This is a genomic window from Candidatus Thiodiazotropha endoloripes, assembly GCF_001708965.1.
Lineage (GTDB): Bacteria > Pseudomonadota > Gammaproteobacteria > Chromatiales > Chromatiaceae > Thiodiazotropha > Thiodiazotropha endoloripes.
This window is the reverse complement of sequence record NZ_LVJW01000003.1, coordinates 1,373,781-1,396,410: the sequence shown is the minus strand read 5'-3', so window position 1 is coordinate 1,396,410 and position 22,630 is coordinate 1,373,781. Positions and strand designations below refer to the sequence as shown.

The following is a 22,630-nucleotide window of genomic DNA, read 5'->3' as shown; positions in this document are numbered from 1 at the left end:
ATTCTACAGAGCGGCCAGTTGAGCCGCCTCCTCCACATCGACAGTTACCAAACGCGATACACCCGGTTCATGCATGGTGACACCAGAGAGTTGGTTAGCGATTTCCATGGTGATCTTATTATGGGTAATAAAAATGAATTGTACCTGATCGGACATCGATTTCACCATCTCGCAAAAGCGTCCCACATTGGCATCGTCCAATGGCGCATCCACCTCATCGAGCATACAGAAAGGCGCTGGATTGAGCTGGAATATGGAGAACACCAGAGCCACCGCCGTCAGTGCCTTCTCACCTCCGGAGAGCAGGTGGATGCTGGCGTTGCGTTTGCCCGGTGGGCGCGCCATCACGGTGACGCCGGTATCCAGCAGATCTTCACCGGTCAACTCCAGATAGGCATGACCGCCACCGAATAGCCTTGGGAACAGATCCTTGATACCGGAGTTGACCTTATCGAAGGTCTCCTTGAACCGGGTTCGGGTCTCCCGATCGATTTTGCGAATGGCGTTTTCCAGGGTTTCCAGAGAGCTGGTGATATCCGCATGCTGCTCTTCAAGATATTTCAGGCGCTCGGACTGCTCCTGAAACTCGTCGATGGCCGCCAGATTGATCGGCCCAAGTCGTTGGATCCGGTTCGCCAATGTCTCCACCTTCTGTTGCCAGACAGATTCGCCGGCATCTTCAGGCATGGTCTTGAACAGCTCTTCAGCAACCAGTCCACCTTCGTCCAGCTGCTCCTGTAGTGTGTTACGTCGCACTGATACTTCCTGGTTCTGCAGTTGGGCCTGGTTCAACTTGTCCCGACGCTGTTGCACCTGCTGCTCAGCCTGATGCCGCTGCTGCTCCTTCTCACGCAGATGGCCATCCACATCCTCAAGTCCCTGCCGGACCTGGTTCAGCTCCTGCTCGACGGAACTGCGGGCTTCCAGTTTGACATTCAGATCCTGCAGCTGCTGCTGCATCGGCGCCTCGGCACTCTCCAGACTTTGCTTTAACTCATTGCGGCGCTGGGTCAACTGCTCCAGCTGACTGCGGGCACGCTGCAGGTTCTGGGTCAGTGAGGTGTGCACCGTGCGCATCGATTCGACCTGCAGTTCCCGCTGGTGGGTGGCCGTTCTCTGCTGGTTTAGCTTCTCTCTCGCCTCGGTGACCTGGGTCCTCAGTTCATCGCGACGCTGAACCAGAGACTCCCGTCGGCTGCCCAGGGTCTCGATCGCTTCCAGAGCCAGATGCAGACGCTGGCGGGTCTCTTCCATCAGCAGATGATCGTTTTCGATCTGCTCGGCGATCTCCTGCTGCTCCTGCTGCAACTGCTCGCGGCGCTGGCGCAGATGATCGGCCCGGGTGCGTTTACTGCTCAGATTGGAGCGAACCTCGGACAGGGCCCGGTTGAGTTGGTTGTAGTTGGCCTGGGACTGCTCACGCTCCTGTTCCAGATGCTTGAGTCGCTCACGCCCCTGCTCCAGCTGTTCGGTCAGTTCATCCACCTGCAGCTGTTGCTCTTCCAGAGTCTGCTTCAGGATGCGCAGCTCTTCCTCGCGACCGAGTACACCGGCACGCTCATCCGACTCACGGGTGATTCTCAGCCAGTTGCGTCCCAGCCAGATCCCTTCGGGAGTAATCAGTGACTCGCCTGGATTCAGGCTGTGGCGACGATGCAGTGCGGTCTGCAGATCATCCACCATCCGTACTCCGGCCAGCAGATTCTGCAGACTCCAGGGAGCCTCGATCTGAGTGGCGAGCTCTTCCGCATGGGATTCTGTTGTGCTGGCCGCACTCCCTTCCCACAGGGTCAATGTGCCTTTCTCTAAATGGGGCAACGCATCATTCAGCTGATCGAGGTTGTCGATACAGACCGCCTGCAGATGAAAACCGAGCACTACCTCAACCGCCTGCTGCCAGCGTGGGGTGACCTTGATCTGTTGCGCCAGCCGTTGCGCCGACTGCAACTGGGTTGTCTCCAGCCACTCGGCGATATCGCTTTCCGCCTCACCCAGGGCCGCCTGTTGCAGTGCTTCCAATGAGGCCTGTCGGCCTTTATTCGATTGCAGTTCCGCCCGTGCCTGGTCGAGTTGATTTGCCTGCTGGTTGTTGAGCTCCCGCTGCTGATTGATCTGTTCAACCATCTCGCTCAACTGATTGTGCAGGATATCCACCGACTCTTTCTGGCCCGACTCCTCCGCTTCCAGTTCGCCGATCTCACCCAGCAGACGGCTGTCATCCAGGCGCGACAGCTCTTCATCGAATCGCTGCAGACGGCGCTCCAGATTGCCCCCCTGCTGCTCAAGATGGTTGATCCTGGTACGCTCCACCTGAGCGGTCTGGGCCGGTTCCGCGGCCTGCTGATTGAACTGTTCCCACTCCGCCTGCCAGCTCTGCATCGCCTGCTCCGACTGGTTCAGCGCTTCAGAGAGTTTATGTTCATCCTCACGGGCCTCCATCAGCAGTGGCTCTTCGGTCTGCAGATTTTTATTCAGCTCATTCAGCCTGGTCTCATCCTGCGCCCGATGGGCCTCCGACTCTTGAAAGGCCTGTTCGACCTGCTCCAGATCCTGTTGCTGCTGTTTCTGGGTATCCCGGGCAAACTGGATCGCCTGCTCCAGGCCGCTGATCTCGGCACCCAGACTGTAAAACCGTCCCTGAACTTCGTTGAACAGGTCATTGGCTTCGGTGTGCTTCTCCCGATCCTCTTCGATCACCGACTCCAGCTTACGCTGCTCCGCCAGTGCCGCTTCCAGATGGTTCTGCAGCTCGGCAATGTTACGCTGCCGCTGTTGCAGATCCTGGTCCAGGGTACGCCAACGCAGTGCCAGCAACTCCGCCTTGGTCTGACGCTCTTCCTGCTTCAGGGTTTGATACTTTTCTGCGGTTGCCGCCTGGCGCTGCAGATGTTGCAGCTGTTTCGCCACTTCATCCCGCAGATCGGTGAGTCGTTCCAGATTCTCCCGGGTATGGCGGATGCGGTTCTCGGTCTCCCGACGACGCTCCTTATATTTGGAGATACCGGCCGCCTCTTCGAGGAAGGTACGCAGATCTTCCGGTCGCGCTTCGATCAGACGGGAGATCATGCCCTGTTCGATGATCGAGTAGCTGCGTGGTCCCAGACCGGTACCTAAAAACAGGTCGGTGATATCACGACGACGGCAACGCACCCCATTGAGATAGTAGAGGGATTGTCCGTCACGGGAGACCTGACGTTTGACCGATATCTGATTGTACTGGGCATACTGACCACCGGCCCGCCCTTCCGCATTGTCGAAAAGCAGTTCGATGGTTGCCGCACCGACAGGTTTGCGTGCAGATGAGCCATTGAAGATGACATCCGCCATCGATTCGCCGCGCAGCATTTTTGCTGAGCTTTCACCCATCACCCAGCGGACCGCATCGATAACATTGGATTTGCCGCAACCATTCGGCCCAACGACACCAACCAGATTACTGGGAATCGGCACAGTGGTTGGATCGACGAATGATTTAAACCCGGCGAGCTTGATTTTCTCCAGACGCATGGGCCGCTAAGATACACCAAAGAGGGGCAATGTTACAGGGGACAAAAGCAAAAATTTGTACCTGAACTCTTTTTTATAACTTACTGTTTTTATTAACTTATAAATGAGATGTTTCAGACTGGGCACTGGCTCACGTATAATTCATCGCCATTTTACTGATGAGACTGCAAAACCATGCCGAGCGAACCAAGCAAAGATCTGGAAACTTTCCAAAATCCTCAACCGGAAAGGGACTATACAATCCGCATCAACATTCCGGAATTCACCTGCCTCTGCCCGAAAACCGGCCAGCCCGATTTTGCTGAAATGACTCTGGAGTATGTTCCCGAGAAGCTGTGCGTCGAACTCAAAGCCCTGAAGATGTACATCTGGTCATTCCGCGATCAGGGGGCTTTCCACGAAGCAGTGACCAATGAGATTCTGGCGGACCTGGTGGCCGCCACCCAACCCCGCTATATGCGACTGACAGCGGAATTCAATGTTCGCGGCGGCATCTACACCACCGTTGTTGCAGACCACAGAGCGGAAGACTGGCAACCACCGGTACCGGTCACCCTGCCCTGATAGAAAGCTGACGACCGGGATAAGCACTTGGGATTCTGCATAGGTATCGATCTCGGCACATCGGGCTGCCGGGTGATCACGATCGATGAGCAGGCCGATGTGGTATCCACCAAATCCCGGTCACTGCCCGCGTCGGTCTCTCCGGCACAAGGTGAGCAACAACAGGACCCACAGGATTGGTGGCAGACGGTCAGCGAACTGTTGCAGGAGACCGTTGCAGAGATAGGCAACAAGCCGGTGGATGCGATAGCCGTGGATGGCACCTCCTCAACCCTGCTGCTGACCGATCAGCAGGGCACACCGATCACCCCAGCGTTGATGTATAACGACAGTCGCAGTCGTGACAGTCTGGAAATATTGAACTCTGTAGCGCCAGTGGGAAGCCCGGTATTGAGCGCCAGCTCCAGTCTGGCAAAGCTGCTGCATCTCAGTCGTAAGCAGACAACTGAAAGCTACTACGCCCTGCACCAGGCAGACTGGATTGTGGGACGCCTGACTGGAAACTATCGGATCAGTGATGAGAACAACGCCCTGAAGCTGGGATACGACCCGATCACCCGGCAATGGCCCGAATGGATCAATCGTCTTGATTTCAATACCAACTCTCTGCCACAGGTTCATCCCTGTGGTAGAGCGATTGGGAAATTAAGCAGGGAAGCAGCCCAAGCAAGCGGATTGAGTAGCGGAACGATCGTTGTTACCGGCACAACCGATAGCAACGCGGCCTGCCTGGCATCCGGAGCCAACGAGATCGGTGATGCGGTCACATCTCTCGGCAGCACCCTGGTGTTGAAGATTCTCTCGGATAAACCGGTATACGACTCACGATATGGTATTTACAGCCATCGTCTTGGGGATCGATGGTTGGTGGGTGGTGCATCGAACAGCGGTGGCTCGGTGTTGCGACACTATTTTAAACCGAATCAACTCCCCGGATTAACCGCCGCAATGAAGATTGATCAACCCACCGGCCTGGACTACTACCCACTGGTATCGGCTGGAGAGCGGTTTCCGATCAACGATCCAGACCTGGCACCCAGATTAAGCCCCAGACCAGAAAGTGACAGTATATTCTTCCAGGCAATTCTCGAAGGTATCGCCAAGATCGAGCAGCAAGGGTATCAGCGACTACAAGAGCTTGGAGCACCCAGTCCTAAACGGGTTTTCTCGATTGGTGGTGGCGCTGTTAATGAGCCTTGGCGGCGGATGCGGGAACAATACTTAGAGGCGACGGTAATCCGGGCTGCTCAACAAGAAGCGGCTTATGGAGCAGCACTGTTTGCCTTGAATAGAGTTAAAGCAGATAGATAGCAATATTGTTCGATAACAAACCATGTCAATTCAAGTTTAAGGAGCAATCGAAATCCGTAGTTTTCAATTTAATTTTTTATTGATAAAGAATGTTGAAAAACTATTCAGCGTACTTAGTATTTGATGGATTAGATGAGTCAGCAAAAGATAATACGCAATTTATTTGACACCAGCCACAGATGCAATTCTCTACCCCACTGACTCATCCTCACCCAAAAACACCGGAATATCTTTACGATAACGGCGCATCACCAGATTAGCCAACAACCCTGTCCAGCCGGTCTGGTGAGCGGCACCAAGTCCCTGCCCTGTCTCTGCGTGAAAATATTCATAGAAAAGACTCAGATCACGCCAGGCCTCTTCAGTTTGAAATGGGCTGTCCCGTCTTAAAGCCGGTACCCGCTCTTCTCCATCCCGTCGGTAGAGATTGACCAGGCGTTCGGAAATCAGCGTGGCGATGTCACGCAGTGTCAGGGATTCATCCGAGAGGGCTGGGACTTCATACTTGAACCCATCACCGAGAAATCGGTGAAATTTCTCAATTGCTTGTATCAAAGCATAATTGGTCGGTATCCAGACCGGACCACGCCAGTTGGAGTTACCACCAAACAGATGGCTCTCCGACTCTCCCGGTGCATAGTGGATGCCGATGTGGCCTATTCCCGGCAGTTCACCCAGATCCCGATAGTGTTCATGCAGTTTACTCAGGCTGCGTATACCGTAGGTTGAGAGAAACTCATCCTCATTCAACAAGCGGCTGAGTATCCTTGGCAGCATGGAGTGATCGACCAGTGCCAGCAGGTGTTCTCCCTGATCGTTTTCCCAGTCGGGACAGGCGCAGACATAACTGCCTTGAAACAATCCCTTTTTATGGACCTTCAACATCTCTCTGAATCTGGGGACGTTCTCAAGCAAGCGCTTGTCCACCACTTCCGTGGCGAACATAGGAATCAGTCCAACCCAGGAGTAGACATCGACCCGGTGGTAGTTGCCGTAGGGGGTGATCAGCAGATCCTTGAAGAAACCCGCCTCCATGTCCCATAGGGAGGGGCCATGTTCATCGCCGCCACTGATCGCTTTGGCGATCGCCAGAAACTGTTCGTAACACTGGATTGCGATATTCTCATAATCAGGATCATCGATGGCCAGTTCCAATGCCATCACGGTCATGTTCAGGGCAAACATGGCCATCCAGCCGGTGGCATCTGCCTGTTTCAGGGTATATCCGGGTGGCAGTGGCCTGGAGCGGTCGTAAACGGAGATGTTATCGAGCCCCAGAAAGCCCCCTTCGAACAGATTCTGGCCATGCTTGTCCTTGCGATTGATCCACCAGGCGTAGTTGAGCAGCAGTTTGTGGAAGACCCGCTGCAGATAGTTTTTGTCTCCCCTGCCCAGTTGGATCCGTTCCGCCCGGTAGACCTTCAATGCCCCCCAGGCATGGACAGGCGGATTGACGTCGCTGAAGGACCACTCGTAGGCCGGTATCTGACCATTGGGATGCAGATAGTTCTCTCCCAGCAACACCTCGATCTGCTGCTTGGCGAACTCCACATCCACCAGTGCCAATGCCACACAGTGAAAAGCCAGATCCCAGGCGGCAAACCAGGGGTACTCCCAGGTATCCGGCATGGAGAGAATATCCGCCGCCCTGAGATGCCGCCATTGATTGTTACGACCCAGCTTGCGTGAATCTGGTGGTTGATGCTGATCCCCGTGCAACCAGCGATAGACATCGAAATGGAAAAACTGTTTGCCCCAGATCATCCCAGCCAGCGCCTGTCGCATGATGCGGTGATCCTCTGGGCCACCCTCCGGCAGCATCTCGTCGTAAAAGACATCCGCCTCACCGCGACGCATGGCGATGATGCGTTCTGTTTCTGCGAAGGGTTCTGCAAGCGGCTGCCTGCTCAATACCAGATCGATATTTCTCGACTCTCCAGCGGGGAGTTCGAGTCGATACCAGGCGGCGAACTTTGTCCCCTGTTGCTGCGGATTGACTGCGCTCTGCTCCCCATCGACGACCACTCGGTGAAAGGCATCCTTCACATAGGGTGTCCGTGGCGCAACACCCCAGTGCTTCTGGGTGTTGGTTTCGTTTTCAGTGAACAGCAGTTCTGCCTGCTGTTCCCCATAAAGGTGGTATTCACCCAGCTCCTGGTGCGTTGCCTGAACACTCCAGTTGGCCGTCGCTGTGGTGTCGTGCTTTTTGATTTCTGGTCTGGCCGCCTCTTCCCCCCAGGACCAGTCGTTACGAAACCAGAGCTGGGGAAGCAGATGCAGCAATGTGCTCTGTTCTGCATGATTGTGAATGGTGATCCGGATATGGATTTGATCAGCCTCGGCCTTGGCATAGATGACCGAGACATCCCAATAACGATTGTTTTCAAACACACCACTGTCGAGCAGATTGAACGGGGGATCGAGTCTGTCCCGGTGACGGTTCTCCTCCACCAGTCTCGAGTAGGGATAGGCAGCTTGGGGATATTTGTAGAGATATCGCAACCAGCTGTGGCTCGGAGTCGCATCGGTATAGAAGTAGTACTCCTTAACATCCTCGCCCCGGTTGCCCTGATTGCCGGTCAGGCCGAAGGCGCGCTCTTTCAGTATGGGGTCTTCTCCATTCCACAACCCCAGGGCAAAACAGAGATGCTGCTTCTCATCGCTGATACCACCCAGTCCATCCTCATTCCAGCGATAGGCCCTGGACCTGGCCTGATCGTGATCGAAATACTCCCAGGCTGTGCCGCCGGGGCTGTAGTCTTCCCGTACTGTTCCCCAGGCCCGTTCGGAGAGATAGGGTCCCCACAGATTCCAGTCCACTTCCCCATTGCGCTGCTGGTGCAGGCGCAGTTGCTCTTGATTGAGTTGTCGGTCGTTCATCACTACTCCTGCCAATCACAAAGGGCGCTCACTGCCCATCGATGATTCGCTGTAATCGTTGCCAGGCATCCAGAGTGGTTGCCACGGACCAGGCCTGTGCAGGCGCCCCTCTTGGTTGATGGGGTGGGTCTGCATCGAAGATCTCACTGACATGACCAAGGCCCGCATCCTTCAGATGATCTCCCAGCGGTTGCAGTCGCTGCTGTGCCGCCAGGGCATCGCCACTCATCAGATACTCCGCCCAGGCGTAGTGGCCCAGCAACCAGGCCCACACCGTCCCCTGATGGTAGGCCCCGTCACGATCCGCCACCCCACCCCGATAGTGATGGGCATAATCTTTGTGGCGGGGACTCAGCGAACGTAAGCCATGTGAAGTGAGTAACTCGCGGGAACAGATCTCCACCACCTGTTTCTGTTGCTCCGCTTCCAGTGGCGAATGAGGCAGAGAGACGGCCAGAATCTGATTGGGACGGATGCTGGAATCATCTCCATCCGGGCCATCCAGCAGATCGTAGAGCCCTTCCCCGTCAGGTTGGTTAAAGCGCTTGAAGCTGGCTTTCACCGCTTCCGCCAATTCAGCATACTCTGTGGCCGACTGATCCAGGCGCTTGGCGAAACCCGCCATGATCATCAGCCCGTTGTACCAAAGCGCATTGATCTCCACGGCTTTGCCGGTACGTGGTGTGACCACCCAGTTACCGACCTTGGCATCCATCCAGGTCAACTGAACTCCGGCTTCCCCGGCCCGCAGCAGATTGTCCTGGGGATCCATACCGATCCCATATCGGGTACCCTTGATATGCCAGTCGATGATGCTCTGCAGAACCGGGTAGATCTGTTGCAGGCTTTCCATATCATCGCTGGCATCGAGATAGGCACGCCAGGCATCGAAGTACCAGAGCGCCGCATCCACGGTATTGTATTCCGCTGTTTCACCCCGATCAGTGAAACGATTGGGCAGCTGTCCCTGATCCACCAGTTTGGCATAACTCATCAGTATGGAACGGGCACTCTCAAGACGACCGACAGCCAGGGTCAGTCCAGTCAATGAGATCATCGTGTCTCTGCCCCAATCACCAAACCAGGGATAACCGGCGATGATCGAATCCCCCAGCTCCCCGGAGGGCAGCACTCTTTTGATCAGGAAACTGTCGGCTGAGAGACGCATCTGTGCTACCCAGTCGGGCAGTTCGCTCAAACTCGCGGTTTGAGGCTGTCGCAAACGCTCGTCCCGATCCATAAAGCGTTGCATCGAGGCTGGCAGATCGAACTGCAACTGGTCATTCAGAGTGACGGCAAAACCGACCCACTCCCCATCCCGCAAGGTAAAGATCAGTTGCCCCAGGGAGAGATTGTTGTCGATGGCGGCAAGGCCACGCTCCGCCTCCCGGTTCAACTGAAAGCCTTCGTGCCAATCCTGTCTCGGTTCCATCTCCGCTGGGGTGGAGTGGAGGTAGAGTCGGCCCCCTTGTGGCCATTCGATCTCCAGTCGGTCATCTCTCTGTTTGATCGCGGCGGTGGTGCCTCTTACCGGCATGTTGCCATGGTGATCACGATGGTTGACCAGCAGCTTCAACCGGAGCCTGGCCGGCTCATCGCCACCGCCACTGCAGCGGTAGGCCACATAGGTCGTATGCTCACCATCCACCATCCAGATCCGCATCTCCACAATGCGCTCGGCACAGGCAAAACGCCATACAGGCATCCGCCCATGCAGTCGGAAATGTTCGATGTTCCGATAACCGGACGGTTGCACCACATCCCCATACCAGCGATTGGTGAACAGAGGCCACTCCCGGCCCGCCGCATCCAGGGTTGCATCCGCCTTGGTCATCAGCAGCTGTCGGTCCATCGCCCCTTGCAAGGGAGCAATCAACAGCCCGTGGTAGCGTCGGGTCAACGTGCCGGCGATGGTGCCCCCGGCATAACCGCCAAGCCCGTTGGTGAGCCACCATTCACGACGCTCCGCCTGGGCCAGATCCCCACAGATATCACGCCCGAAGCGAATCAGGTCGGACATCTCAACCGCCCTCTCTGAACCCCGGATAGAGGGTCATGCCACCATCGACAAACAGGGTTGTGCCGGTCACATAGTCCGATTGATCCGACGCCAGCCAGACGGTTGCCTTGGCGATATCATCCGGTTCTCCAATACGCTCGTAGGGGATCAGCTCCAACAGTGAAGCGGCCGCCTCCGGAGTCTCCCATGCGGAGCGGTTGATCGGGGTTTTGATCGCCCCCGGTGCAATGCCGTTGACCCGGATCTTCTGGTGGGCCAGCTCCTGGGCCACACTCTGCATGAACATCATCACGCCCCCTTTGGAAGCGGCGTAGTTGACGTGACCGGCCCAGGGAATCACCTCATGCACGGAAGACATACAGATCACCTTGCCGGCCGCACAGGAGAGGCTTGAATCCACACCGCGACGCAGGAACTCCCGGGCGGCGGCACGGGTACAGAGAAACTGTCCGGTCAGATTGACATCCATTACCTTGTTCCACTGATCAAGGCTCATATCGACAAAGGCGGCATCCCGTTGGATGCCCGCATTGTTGACCAGGATATCCACGCTCTGCCAGGCCCCGATGACCTGCTCGAACATCTTCTCCACATCCGCTTCGTTGCTGACATCGGCATAGACCGCCATGGCCTCACCACCAAGCGCTTCGATCTCTGCGACCACCCGTTGGGCTTCCGCCTCGTTGACCACATAGTTGACCGCCACCTTCGCACCGGCCCCGGCCAAACCCTTGGCCACCGCTTCACCGATACCGGAGTTGGCTCCGGTGACGATGGCCCGCTGTCCGCTCAGCAGATCTGCCTGTTGCCCGCTCATGCCTCTCTCCTCTTTTATTATTGATCGATTCTCTGATTGATTATTGTCGTCTTGCCTTCAATTCGTCATCCTGTCGAATGCCGGAATCCAGAAGAATCAAGGACCGGACTGCACCATCTTCAGCAATAATCAATCTATAAATCCATACCCCGATAACTCATCCTAACCGGTTTTAAAACCCATTCTAGCCCGGTAATTGTTACGGAAACATGATGGAGGGAGAATTGTAGTATGGTGGGCGGAGCCGATTCATGAAAATTTGTGTCGGTTTCTGCTGGATTGGATGGATCCAGCAATGGATGGACCGAGTCGAATCGGAAAGATCCCGCTCTACTTCTTACCCTTCGGCAGTTGAGGGACTGCGCGAAATTTATCCAGCAGATGGTAGAGACTCAGCAGAGGATGGCGCAGCAGCATTCTGGGACCGGCATAGCGCATCACATCCTGCACCCGGGTCCGCATCTGTTTCGAATAACAGTGTACCGTACAGTGATTGCAGGCCGGTTTCTGATCCTCGAATGGACAGGACTCCAAGCGCCGCTCCGCGTAATCCAGGAGTTTTTCACACCCCTCGCAGAGGGATCCATCGGAACCGTGCTTATCCCGGCAATAGATCACCATCATGGCACCAATGGTTTTTTGCTCACGCTTGATTCGGCGACTCATTGATTCGACTGATCTCTGACAGAGGTTCTCGGAGTTGAAGTTTAAAGTTCATATCCAAATGGAAACTGTTTTATACCTGAGAGCGTTGAGGAATGGCTTAACCGAAATCAAGGCAACAGGCCTTTTTTTCTGAACAGCATTACTATCATTTTGCATAACTAAAAGTAAACATAATTCAAAACCTGCCATCTAGGCAATAAATGGTTGTAACAACCTATCCTGCTAAAAATGAATTGGTTGGTAAGAAGTGGGAAATTGCGGCAGACGTCAGGTTCAGATTGTAACCCGTGTTGACTGGATTCACTCCTTCGCCGGAATAACGAACGTTTGGATAACCAATGTCTTGCTGTTGATCTCCATGTCTATGGTCATATTCAACCGAATAGTGTCAGTAAGCGAAATCGGTCAACACCATTCAGACTTAAGTAAACAGGTGAACTGTGACTGGTAAGCTAAAAAAACGGATTGCCGTCAAGTCATAAACTGTGATCATTTACAGTTCGGTTAGCTGAATTCCAAAAAAACTAAAATAGTGCTCACACTTTTACTACCTCTCAAATAGAGAGTTCAGTATACTGTAACCGCCTTCTCGCTATTCAGTTGAACCCCTTCAAATAAAACAGTTTGCAATTGAGTACAGGAAAGGTGTTCGTTCACTTTTACAACGATCTATCCAATATCAAGGAAGCTCTGAACAAGTCATGGATGCTTGGCTTACCGATCAAAATAGTTTCATATACCGTTGCCTCAATCAGCGATTGAAGGTCAGCGTCACAGTGGTGTGTGAACTATCGTTTTCTGTTTGCAACCTGTACACCCATAACTTCTCCGTGCTTCGTTAAACCATCGAGAACTGTCACTCGTTTACGGCCAAAACGAATGAGTGGCTTTTGAATAACGCTATGGAACCCGAAAACATGGAGTAGCTATGAAAAGAAGAAGATTGTTTATCTTGATCCGTCAAGTCAGTCTGTTGACATTAACTCTGTTTGCCGCCTCCCAATCACAGTCAGGACAACTCTTTGATCCCGCACTTGACCCATCAACAAATAATCCAACCTCCAATAACACCACCGACAGGCTGATCATTAAATTCAAACCGACAGCTGGAGAGGAAGGCGATCCGGAGGATCTGAACACGCTGGTAGAGGCCTTTACAGGTGCTTCATCAACCGTCGTCAGAGAGACATTCAGTGGTGCTCATGTCATCCAACTCAATCGACGGATTGCACTCGAAGATATGCGGACATTGACTGGCGAGATCGCCAGACAACCACATATTGAATACGCCGAAGCGGATCTGATCATGACCCCGCAACTTACCCCGAATGATCCCAGATACGCTGAACAGTGGCACTACTTCCAACAGACCGGGGGCATCAATCTACCGCTTGCCTGGGATTTAGCCCAGGGCGAAACCACCGTGGTGGCGGTAATCGACAGCGGTTACCAGCCTCACACCGATCTGAATGCCAATCTATTACCAGGCTACGATATGGTGAGCGATGAGTTTGCCGCCAACGATGGTGATGGCCGTGACGGGGATGCCACCGATCCCGGCAACTATGCCCCAAGTTGCAACGAGTATATCAGCGACTGGCACGGCACCCATGTGGCCGGGACGGTCAGCGCCGTTACTGACAATGCGCTTGGGATTGCCGGAGTCGCCTATCGTGCAAAGGTCGTCCCGGTGAGAGTACTGGGTCGTTGTGGCGGTTATCTGTCGGACATCACCGACGGGATTGTCTGGGCTGCGGGGGCAGAGGTGGCTGGGGCGCCAATCAATCCCAATCCGGCGCAAGTCATCAACATGAGCCTGGGTGGATGATCGGACAGCTGCCCGGAAACCGCGCTGGCGGCTATCGACATAGCACGACAGAGAGGAGCCTCCATCGTTGTCGCGGCAGGGAACAACGCTGAAGAGAGTTCAGGATTCGCCCCGGCCAACTGTCCTGGGGCGATTACCGTCGCCGCAACCGACGATACCGGTGAACTCGCCAGCTTTTCCAATTTTGGCGCGACTGTCGACTTGGCCGCGCCAGGTACCCGTATTCTCTCGACCCATAACGACGGGGTCATCGGACCCGGCAGTGAAAGCTATCGGTTGATGAGTGGCACCAGCATGTCCACCCCCCATGTGAGTGGGGTTGCAGCCCTGCTCTACGGCATTGATCCCGGGATCACGCCGGATGAGGTGGCTGACATCCTGAACCGTAGCGCCCGACCATTTACCAACGCCTGCACAGGCTGCGGTAGCGGTATTCTGGATGCCCGTGCCGCCGTGGAGATGGTGACCAGCGACGAACCCGGGGTAACCATACTTCATGATGGTGTGGCGGAAACCGGCCTGAATGGTGATTTGGAGAGCCAACAGTTTTTCGCCATTGACGTACCGCCCGGCGCCAGCAGTCTGAGCTTACACAGCTACGGCGGCAGCGGTGACGCAGACCTCTATCTGCGGAGTGAAACCAAACCCGGTCTGGATCTGTTCGACTGCCGTCCATACCTCTACGGTAATGATGAGGAGTGCGTCATCCGACCTGTGCCGGCCGGCAGATACTATGTGATGCTGCATGGCTACAGCGCCTTTTCCGACCTCACACTGGTTGCCGACTATCTGTTGGATGAGCTTCAGCCGGATGGTGAGAGTTTTGACAACAGTGAGGATCATGAGATACCGCAATCGAGTCTGAGCGGCGCTTTGAACCCGATCCAGGTGGACCGGACCGGCGCCTCCGGGAGAGTCCGGATCGAAGTCGGAATCATCCATCAATCGGTCCGCGAGATCTCAGTTACTCTGATCGATCCAAGCGGTGCAAAACACAACCTGAAGGGATTCGGTGGTATTGGGGTGGATCTGTTTGAAACCTATCATCTTGAGCTGGCTGAACAGCCTTCTGAAGGTGAATGGACTCTGCAGGTCAAGGATCTGGGCAACAGAGGGAGAGGTTATATCGATTTCTGGAGAATCAGCTTTCCCTGAGATTTCGCGGCAAACAATCGGCTGAAAATGAAAAAAGCACTCAGGATAATCCTGAGTGCTTTTTCAGCATGGGTTGCTCAGATGTTCTTAGCTTTTGGCTTGACGTCTGCGCATGACACCAAAACCGATCAGCCCGGTGCTCAGCAGCAACAGTGCGGAAGGCTCTGGTACATTGGAAACCGGAGGTTGAGTTTCGTGGTTTCGGACCAGGAAGCTGCCGAAATCGTCGTCCACTTCGTTCGGGTTATAGAACATGTCACTGATATAGGCACTATCGTTTGTGCTGCTATCGACAACCAGCAGACCGGCGAGAGAGAGGCCACCCACTTGATCATCAACGAAACCTAAGGAACCACGCATGTTGTTGGTACCTACGGTTTCCTCATAGGTGATACCGAAGAGGAAGAAAAACGGGTTGTTATACCAGCTGGAACCGGTAGCGGTGAAAATCTCAGTATTACCGCTTGTGGATACTGAATTAGCGGTTTGACCGAACAGCACGTTGTCGCCGCTAGTATCGAACTCAGACCACATGGACCAGAACTGACTGGCAGTAGCGAGTGTGTAATCAGGATTTTCCAGCAGTGCCTGCTCTACTGTCCGGTTCTCAGTGAAGGTAAGATCCAACCAGTCCAGATCATTGACGGTGGTGTAAGAACCATTATTAATAATGAGTGCACTGGCATTTGTCGAAATACCGAGACATGCAGCTAAAAACAGACCAAACAACTTCTTCATGATAGCTCCCAAGCTTTTAAACTAATTGAGGGTAATAACCCTGTTGCATGAGTATATGCACTTCCCGTGCCAACACGAAGAATCAACAACTTACATCACACAAATTGAACCCCGTGTAAAATATATCGACATTCAGTAGGGTTTTAATTTCTAAATAAGTAATCTAATGACTACAAAGACTTAGCGAGGGCGCTATCTGAGATATCGAGACCGCCATTGGGGAAACGTGATGAGATTGCACGATTTTGGTTTCTCCCTTCAGTGCGAAACAGAGCTCAAGAAATCAAGTGAGAAACGGATCGCCATCAGCCTGGAATCAGGTCCAATAAAAAAAGCGCCCAGGAGAGAGTCTGGGCGCTTTTTTAGGATTTGGTAGGCGCGATTGGAGTCGAACCAACGACCTCTACCATGTCAAGGTAGCGCTCTAACCAACTGAGCTACGCGCCTGGAAAGAGGCGAATCATACAGGCAGCCATATAGAGATTGCAAGCTCCAACACAACAACTGAATTGAGATCTGACTAACGCTCACCGGTCAAGGGTACAAAAGTAACCGGGAGCAGGTTTGAAGTATGGACCTCTCCTGAATGATCTTTTTGCAGCAACATCAAATCCTGGGTGTAGTGGCGCTTGCCGACCGGCAAAACCAGGCGTCCGCCCGGGGCCAGCTGATCGATCAGTGGTTGGGGAATCTCTTCCGCTGCCGCTGTCACCATGATGGCATCGAAAGGCGCCTCTTCAGGCCAACCGAAATAGCCGTTGCCAACTCGATAATTGATGTTGTTGTATCCCTGCTTCTCGAGCAGTCGCTGGGATCGCTCTGCCAGTTTTGGAATGATCTCGATGGTATAGAGTTGATCGACCATCTCAGCCAGAACAGCGGTCTGGTAACCGGAACCGGTGCCCACTTCCAATACCTTGTCATCCCTTTTGGGAGCAACCAGGTCGGTCATCAGGGCAACGATAAAGGGTTGGGAAATTGTCTGTCCCTTGCCGATCGGCAATGGGCTGTTGTCATAGGCATGGGAGCGGAAGTTCTTTCTGACGAAACGCTGCCGGGGGACCCGGCTCATCGCATCGAGAACATGGTCGTTAAGCGTACTACGGCCAGTCATGCGACATGCGTAGTTCGCCTCCGCCTCTATATCGTGGAGCATTGCCTCAATATCTGCCATTGTCGACCTTGGGTCACGCCAGTGCTAAATATAGTTTAGATTCATTCTATTCTAGAATAACACCTGAATTTTTAAAGGCTTTCGCAAACTATCTATAAAAAATATATCAATTGTAAGTATTATTAATTCGATAGCCTAGCTAGCGCCTCAACACCAACTACTCTTTGAAGAATGGATTATCTCCCCAGTCGATGATGATTGGGGTATCGGCTGAAAAGTCACCATCGGCCAATTCCAGGTATGGAAATTGTCAGGCAATCAGCCCTTTCTGCTGAAGATTCTTGATCTGATCCCGGATCCCGGCCGCCTCCTCGAACTCCAGATCCTGGGCATGCCGATACATCTGTTCCTCCAGCTGCTGCACCCGTTTCGCCATCTGTTTGGGGGTCAGCTGAGCATACTCCGCCTCCTGATCCGCCACTTTTGCATAGCCTTTGGCGTTCATCTGCGCACCGGGATAGGCACCCTCCATGATATCGGCAATGGATTTGAGAATGGTTTGAGGAGTGATGCCGTTGGCCTCGTTATACTGCTGCTGCTTGGCGCGGCGCCGCTCCGTCTCATCGATTGCCCGACGCATCGAACCGGTCACCTGGTCGGCATAGAGAATCGCTTTGCCATTGGCATTTCGGGCCGCTCTGCCGATGGTCTGGATCAGAGAACCTTCGGAGCGTAAAAAGCCCTCCTTGTCCGCATCCAGTATCGCCACCAGCGAGACCTCCGGCATATCCAGTCCCTCCCGCAGCAGGTTGATACCCACCAGCACATCGAACTCACCCAAACGAAGATCACGAATGATCTCCACCCGTTCCACGGTGTCGATGTCGGAGTGCAGATAGCGCACCCGTACATCATGATCCCCCAGGTAGTCGGTCAGATCCTCCGCCATGCGCTTGGTCAGTGTGGTCACCAGCACCCGCTCCTTCTGCGCGACCCGCAGCCGGATCTCCGATAACAGATCATCCACCTGACTGCTCGCCGGACGCACCTCGACTTCCGGATCGACCAGCCCTGTCGGTCTGACCACCTGTTCGATGATGGCGCCGGAGCGGTTGATCTCATACTCCCTGGGTGTGGCGCTGACATAGATGGTCTGCGGCGCACGGTGCTCGAATTCCTCGAACTTCAAGGGGCGATTGTCCAAGGCGGACGGCAGGCGAAAGCCGTACTCCACCAGGGTCTCCTTGCGCGAGCGGTCGCCACGGAACATACCGCCGAGCTGCGGGATGGTGACATGACTCTCATCCACCACCAGCAGCGAGTTATCGGGGAGGTAGTCGAACAGAGTTGGCGGTGGCTCACCGGCGGACCGTCCGGACAGATAACGGGAGTAGTTTTCGATCCCGGAGCAGTAGCCCAGCTCGGTGATCATTTCGATATCGAAACGGGTGCGCTGTCCCAGGCGCTGGGCTTCCACCAGTTTATGCGCCGACTCAAGCTGGGCCAGCCGCTCTTTCAGTTCAACCTTGATCTGATCCACCGCCTCCAACAGGGTCTCCCTGGGTGTCACATAGTGGCTCTTGGGAAAGATCGAATATCGTGGCACCTTGCGCAGTACCTCACCGGTCAGGGGATCGAATACCGAGATCTGCTCGATCTCGTCATCGAACAGCTCAACCCGTACCGCTTCGGCATCCGATTCCGCCGGGTAGATATCGATCACCTCCCCTCTGACCCGGAAGGTCGCCCGGTGCAGCTCCACATCATTGCGCTTGTACTGCAGCTCAGCCAGGCGACGCAGAATGGCCCGTTGATCGATCAGTTCGCCACGACTCAGATGCAGCATCATGCCAAGATAGGAGCGGGGGTCGCCAAGTCCGTAGATCGACGAGACTGTAGCGACGATGATGGTGTCTTCCCGCTCAAGCAGCGCCTTGGTTGCCGACAACCGCATCTGCTCGATATGGTCGTTGATCGAGGCATCCTTCTCGATGAAGGTATCGGAGGCAGGAACATAGGCCTCCGGCTGATAGTAGTCGTAGTAGGAGACGAAATACTCCACCGCGTTATCGGGAAAGAACTCCTTGAACTCTCCGTACAGCTGGGCCGCCAGCGTCTTGTTGGGCGCCAGCACCAGGGTTGGTCGCTGCACCTGCTGTATCACATTAGCGACGCTGAAGGTCTTCCCCGAGCCGGTCACACCCAGCAGGGTCATCCCGGCTTCACCGTCTCCCAGCCCCTCCACCAACTTTTCGATCGCCGCAGGCTGGTCCCCTGAGGGAGAGAATTTTGAGCTTAAATTAAACGCTTTACTCATTTAGGGATTCTTCATCGTCAATTAATTGGCTATTATGGCATCCGGACATCGAAATCATACTACCTCTATCGACCGGGTTGAGGGCATAATGGATGTCCTTCATTAACAAATCCAATGGTCATCCATTGGGCTGATGTTTGAGCAGCTGGGATCAATAACCGCCATGAATTCACAACTATCAAGCCGCGTAAAAGCCGTTAAACCCTCACCGACTCTAGCAGTCACAGCCCGTGCAGCAGAGATGCGCGCCGCCGGCAAGGATGTGATTGGACTGGGCGCAGGTGAACCCGATTTCGACACCCCCGACCATATCAAGAAGGCCGCCGTTGAGGCGATCAACGATGGTTTCACCAAATATACCGCCGTGGACGGCACGCCAGGCCTGAAACAGGCGATCATCGACAAATTCCAGCGGGACAACGGCTTTGAGTACGCCATGGATCAGATTCTGGTCTCCTGTGGTGGCAAGCAGAGCTTTTACAACCTGGCCCAGGCGATTCTCGATCCGGGTGATGAGGTGATTATCCCGGCCCCCTACTGGGTATCCTATCCGGATATGTCGATCCTGGCCGGTGGTGTTCCGGTACTGGTCTCGGCCGGTGCGGCGCAGAATTTCAAGATCACCGCCCAGCAGCTGGCCGCAGCCATCACCGACAAGACCAAGCTGTTTGTGATCAATAGCCCCTCCAACCCCACCGGCATGGCTTACACCAAAGAGGAGCTGGCTGCCCTGGGTGAGGTACTCAAGGAGCATCCACGCATCATCATCGCCACCGATGACATGTATGAACATATCCTCTGGCCCGGCAACAGCTTCGTCAACATTCTGAATGCCTGCCCGGAGCTGAAGGATCGCACCCTGGTACTCAATGGCGTATCCAAAGCCTACTCCATGACCGGCTGGCGTATCGGTTATGCGGGTGGACCGGCTGAGATCATCAAGGCGATGAAAAAGATCCAGTCCCAGAGCACCTCCAACCCCACTTCCATCTCACAAGTGGCGGCCCAGGCAGCACTGGAGGGCCCTCAGGCCTGTATCGCCGAGATGCTGACCGCTTTCAAGGAGCGGCACGATTATGTGGTGGAACGGCTCAACAGCATGCCCGGCATCGACTGCCTGCCGAGTGACGGTACCTTCTACTGCTTTCCCAAAGTCGAACAGGCCCTGGCCGGCATCGATGGGGTGAGCAACGACCTGGAGCTCTCTGAATACCTGATTTCAGAAGCCGGAGTCGCGCTGGTGCCCGGTAGCGCATTCGGTCTTGCCGGCCATGTGCGTATCTCCATCGCGACCGGCCAGGATAAGCTGGAACAGGCGCTGGATCGCATCGAAGGCGTACTCAAAGGCTAACAAGCTTGCTTAGCCGCCGGATCATCGATCCGGCCTGAAACACAACGGGCGCAGGATGCGCATCACAGCTACTCCAAGGAGGGAGTCCCATGACATCTTCGTCTCTTGCCTGTCCGTATCGAAATTGCGGCTTAACCCTGGTTGAAATGATGGTAGCCCTGCTGGTGCTCACCATACTCATCGCACTCGGCGTCCCATCTCTGGCAACCCTCTCCATAAGGAACGAGCAATCATCCAGCCTCAACGGGTTTCTAAGTCACTTCTACCTGGCCAGAAGCCTGGCCATACAGCAGGAACAGCATATCATCATCTGCCCGACCTCAAGTGGGGAGCGCTGCAGGGAGGAAGCGATCTGGAGTGATGGACTGATCATCTTCGAAGACAGCAGACGGGACGGGGTTCTGGGATCTGACGAGCCGATCCTGGCGAAATACCTACTACCTGAACATTCAGAGCTGACGATCCAATCAAGCGAGCACCGTAAACGAGTGATCTACCATGGGGATGGTCGCCCAAGCGGCTACAACCTGACTCTCTCCTTCTGTGATCCAAAGGAGCGAATCGAGCCTAAGGCATTGATTGTGAATAACGTGGGCCGTATTCGCATTTCTGAGCGAGGTGCTGGGGATAGCCCCCTTAAATGTGTTCATTGATTGTACTTTTTATCGAGAAACTATTGACGCTAGGGCTCAGTCTCATTATTATGCGCCCCTCTTGAACAATTCCCCGGTAGCTCAGTCGGTAGAGCGGGTGACTGTTAATCACTAGGTCGGCAGTTCGAGCCTGTCCCGGGGAGCCAATTAAAACAAGCACTTAGGTTTAAACCTAAGTGCTTTTTTTATTTCCGAAGCAACCTTCTTTTAGCTTTTAGGCAGGATTCACAACCATCAACCCAGCTTGATCCCTTCTTGGTTTCTGGCCACCATTTTGCCGAATAGCCGATGCTCCATTCCACCCAATACACCTCAGAACGACCTACTTGGAAATCGACTTAGTTGATTTATCAGTCTCAAGCGGTCAGGGATTTCTTGTTAGACAGTGGCAGCGGGAGTTTAGAGACCGAAGTCTATATGACCAGCAAATCAATAGACTGAAAAACCATTAAATCCCTCTAAACAACACGATCTTTAAGCAATCTATCAACTTCAGTTCAAAGCTTATTGATAGAGAGTCGCAGCAGAGACCCTGTGACAACCTGCTCATTCCAAAATAGTCCTGAACCACAGATTGTGGCCAGTTAACATCCAGAATCGTGACTTATACTAAAGAATAAGAGCATCAACTCCTGTTTTTACGTTTGAATTATAAGAATACCGATAAGATTAAAAATTAATGTAAATAAAATATAAAAACCTTCATTCATCAAAACAATTAAGATCGGATATGAAGTCACTAATTACCTAGCCAAAGGAGTATCAAGTGAGAAGCTTCTTTTCATTATTACCTTTGTTAATCATTTCCTCTATTACGCAGGCAGATTGGAAGGTAGACAAAAACAGCATCGGTTCGTCAATAGCTCCAGTTGATATAGCTATCATCAGAAATGGGCTGGGTGACAGCTTCGCTTTGTATCGCATCTCCAAAGGAGGCGAAGTTTGGGCTAAATTCAATCTATCTGAGGACATTTCTGAACCTGCAGATTGGAATAATCCACCCATGCTGCGCATTGACGACAATAAACCGATAAGCCTGAGCCGACAGAAAGATCTGCAGTTAATGGGCGTAGCCGTAGATGCCTATAAATCGCAACAGAATCAGGTTGAATTTCTAATCTGGCATGGAAATGAAACCGAGGGACTATCTGATACCTTGCTACAGATACTGGAAGGTGATGAGCTTGTTGTTAGATATTTTCTCAGTAGTGGACATTATAAGGAGAGCTCTTTTCCACTGGCAGATGCGGAAGCCACGATTTCAAGGGCGCTTGATATCAGCAATAAAACAAATCGAACCATTCAACAAAAAACAACCACATTCGAAGAATTCGTTCTGCTAGAGATAAAACAGTGTTTACAACAGACAGAATCATCCAACACCTGCCTGAAACGTATAAAAGATTGCAGAAACAAAGCGGATAGAGACATCACCCAGTTTAATACCTGTTACAGATAGCCTTCAGAAGATATCAATGGGTTGCAGTAATATGCTGAACCGAACCAATCATACCGGCGTCGGCGTCCATTTTTATCGGGCGAAAACTTGTCAGAAACAGTTAACAAGGCGATGATTGTCGTGGAAAAAAACACATCGCGCTGCTAGGACCTGTTAACACTCTGAAATTAATATTTCGTCGAGCTAGATTGAGATACTGAGAACAAAACAGGAAATGCTGCATTGAGTTTATTACGATAACAGCCCAGGT

General features: G+C 53.5%; 14 protein-coding genes, 2 tRNA genes and 1 pseudogene. 8 read left to right on the top strand and 9 right to left on the bottom strand.

What is annotated here, in order from left to right:
• Window positions 1-3: 3 nt before the first annotated feature.
• Window positions 4-3,507: a chromosome segregation protein SMC gene (gene smc, locus A3193_RS06255; protein WP_069014333.1), complete on the bottom strand. Its 3,504-nt coding sequence runs from the start codon at window positions 3,505-3,507 to the stop codon at window positions 4-6.
• Window positions 3,508-3,681: 174 nt separating this feature from the next.
• Between smc and queF the strand changes: the two genes are divergently transcribed.
• Window positions 3,682-4,071, top strand: coding sequence for a preQ(1) synthase (queF, locus tag A3193_RS06250; protein WP_069005700.1), 390 nt, complete (start codon window positions 3,682-3,684; stop codon window positions 4,069-4,071).
• Window positions 4,072-4,098: 27 nt separating this feature from the next.
• Window positions 4,099-5,382, top strand: coding sequence for an FGGY-family carbohydrate kinase (locus tag A3193_RS06245; protein ID WP_069005701.1), 1,284 nt, complete (start codon window positions 4,099-4,101; stop codon window positions 5,380-5,382).
• Between the two features lie 189 nt (window positions 5,383-5,571).
• Here the strand turns inward: A3193_RS06245 and A3193_RS06240 are convergent, their stop codons facing one another.
• The 4 genes from A3193_RS06240 to A3193_RS06225 all read right to left on the bottom strand — a co-directional run bounded on the left by A3193_RS06240 (window position 5,572) and on the right by A3193_RS06225 (window position 11,765).
• Window positions 5,572-8,262, bottom strand: a complete 2,691-nt coding sequence (locus A3193_RS06240; RefSeq protein ID WP_069005702.1) for an MGH1-like glycoside hydrolase domain-containing protein — start codon at window positions 8,260-8,262, stop codon at window positions 5,572-5,574.
• Window positions 8,263-8,290: 28 nt separating this feature from the next.
• Complete coding sequence (locus tag A3193_RS06235) at window positions 8,291-10,282, bottom strand: amylo-alpha-1,6-glucosidase (protein WP_069014332.1); 1,992 nt, start codon at window positions 10,280-10,282, stop codon at window positions 8,291-8,293.
• A 1-nt stretch (window position 10,283) separates the two neighbouring features.
• Window positions 10,284-11,099 carry an SDR family oxidoreductase gene (locus tag A3193_RS06230; protein WP_069005704.1) on the bottom strand — a complete coding sequence of 272 codons (816 nt, stop codon included), beginning with the start codon at window positions 11,097-11,099 and terminating at the stop codon, window positions 10,284-10,286.
• 330 nt (window positions 11,100-11,429) lie between these two features.
• The gene (locus A3193_RS06225) at window positions 11,430-11,765 is read right to left on the bottom strand and encodes a nitrous oxide-stimulated promoter family protein (RefSeq protein WP_069005705.1); all 336 of its coding nucleotides are present in this window, start codon (window positions 11,763-11,765) and stop codon (window positions 11,430-11,432) included.
• A gap of 928 nt (window positions 11,766-12,693) precedes the next feature.
• Between A3193_RS06225 and A3193_RS20765 the strand changes: the two are divergent.
• Window positions 12,694-13,980: pseudogene (locus A3193_RS20765) on the top strand (S8 family serine peptidase); the annotation flags it as partial.
• 72 nt (window positions 13,981-14,052) lie between these two features.
• Window positions 14,053-14,748, top strand: coding sequence for a pre-peptidase C-terminal domain-containing protein (locus tag A3193_RS06215; protein WP_235614971.1), 696 nt, complete (start codon window positions 14,053-14,055; stop codon window positions 14,746-14,748).
• Between the two features lie 87 nt (window positions 14,749-14,835).
• Here the strand turns inward: A3193_RS06215 and A3193_RS06210 are convergent, their stop codons facing one another.
• The 4 genes from A3193_RS06210 to uvrB all read right to left on the bottom strand — a co-directional run bounded on the left by A3193_RS06210 (window position 14,836) and on the right by uvrB (window position 18,917).
• A complete protein-coding gene (locus A3193_RS06210) occupies window positions 14,836-15,486 on the bottom strand; it encodes a PEP-CTERM sorting domain-containing protein (RefSeq protein WP_069005707.1) in 651 nt (216 codons plus the stop codon).
• 370 nt (window positions 15,487-15,856) lie between these two features.
• Window positions 15,857-15,933, bottom strand: a tRNA-Val gene (locus A3193_RS06205).
• 73 nt (window positions 15,934-16,006) lie between these two features.
• Complete coding sequence (locus A3193_RS06200; protein ID WP_069005708.1) at window positions 16,007-16,660, bottom strand: protein-L-isoaspartate(D-aspartate) O-methyltransferase; 654 nt, start codon at window positions 16,658-16,660, stop codon at window positions 16,007-16,009.
• A 250-nt stretch (window positions 16,661-16,910) separates the two neighbouring features.
• Window positions 16,911-18,917, bottom strand: coding sequence for an excinuclease ABC subunit UvrB (gene uvrB / locus A3193_RS06195; RefSeq protein ID WP_069005709.1), 2,007 nt, complete (start codon window positions 18,915-18,917; stop codon window positions 16,911-16,913).
• 163 nt (window positions 18,918-19,080) lie between these two features.
• Between uvrB and A3193_RS06190 the strand changes: the two genes are divergently transcribed.
• From A3193_RS06190 to A3193_RS06170, 4 genes are all read left to right on the top strand, one after another.
• Window positions 19,081-20,268 carry a pyridoxal phosphate-dependent aminotransferase gene (locus tag A3193_RS06190; protein ID WP_069014731.1) on the top strand — a complete coding sequence of 396 codons (1,188 nt, stop codon included), beginning with the start codon at window positions 19,081-19,083 and terminating at the stop codon, window positions 20,266-20,268.
• Window positions 20,269-20,357: 89 nt separating this feature from the next.
• Entirely contained in the window at window positions 20,358-20,921 is a 564-nt protein-coding gene (locus tag A3193_RS06185; protein ID WP_083218386.1) for a GspH/FimT family pseudopilin, read from the top strand.
• Window positions 20,922-20,991: 70 nt separating this feature from the next.
• Window positions 20,992-21,067: transfer RNA gene (locus A3193_RS06180), tRNA-Asn, on the top strand.
• A 620-nt stretch (window positions 21,068-21,687) separates the two neighbouring features.
• On the top strand, window positions 21,688-22,380 hold the full coding sequence (locus tag A3193_RS06170) for a hypothetical protein (RefSeq protein WP_141694593.1): 693 nt from the start codon (window positions 21,688-21,690) through the stop codon (window positions 22,378-22,380).
• Window positions 22,381-22,630: the final 250 nt, after the last annotated feature.

What these genes read in the sequence shown, in the direction of transcription:
- smc (WP_069014333.1), bottom strand. Translation starts at nt 3,507, where the DNA reads ATGCGTCTGGAGAAAATCAAGCTCGCCGGGTTTAAATCATTCGTCGAT.
- queF (WP_069005700.1), top strand. Translation starts at nt 3,682, where the DNA reads ATGCCGAGCGAACCAAGCAAAGATCTGGAAACTTTCCAAAATCCTCAA.
- A3193_RS06240 (WP_069005702.1), bottom strand. Translation starts at nt 8,262, where the DNA reads ATGAACGACCGACAACTCAATCAAGAGCAACTGCGCCTGCACCAGCAG.
- A3193_RS06235 (WP_069014332.1), bottom strand. Translation starts at nt 10,282, where the DNA reads ATGTCCGACCTGATTCGCTTCGGGCGTGATATCTGTGGGGATCTGGCC.
- A3193_RS06230 (WP_069005704.1), bottom strand. Translation starts at nt 11,099, where the DNA reads ATGAGCGGGCAACAGGCAGATCTGCTGAGCGGACAGCGGGCCATCGTC.
- A3193_RS06225 (WP_069005705.1), bottom strand. Translation starts at nt 11,765, where the DNA reads ATGAGTCGCCGAATCAAGCGTGAGCAAAAAACCATTGGTGCCATGATG.
- A3193_RS06215 (WP_235614971.1), top strand. Translation starts at nt 14,053, where the DNA reads ATGGTGACCAGCGACGAACCCGGGGTAACCATACTTCATGATGGTGTG.
- A3193_RS06210 (WP_069005707.1), bottom strand. Translation starts at nt 15,486, where the DNA reads ATGAAGAAGTTGTTTGGTCTGTTTTTAGCTGCATGTCTCGGTATTTCG.
- A3193_RS06200 (WP_069005708.1), bottom strand. Translation starts at nt 16,660, where the DNA reads ATGGCAGATATTGAGGCAATGCTCCACGATATAGAGGCGGAGGCGAAC.
- uvrB (WP_069005709.1), bottom strand. Translation starts at nt 18,917, where the DNA reads ATGAGTAAAGCGTTTAATTTAAGCTCAAAATTCTCTCCCTCAGGGGAC.
- A3193_RS06190 (WP_069014731.1), top strand. Translation starts at nt 19,081, where the DNA reads ATGAATTCACAACTATCAAGCCGCGTAAAAGCCGTTAAACCCTCACCG.
- A3193_RS06185 (WP_083218386.1), top strand. Translation starts at nt 20,358, where the DNA reads ATGACATCTTCGTCTCTTGCCTGTCCGTATCGAAATTGCGGCTTAACC.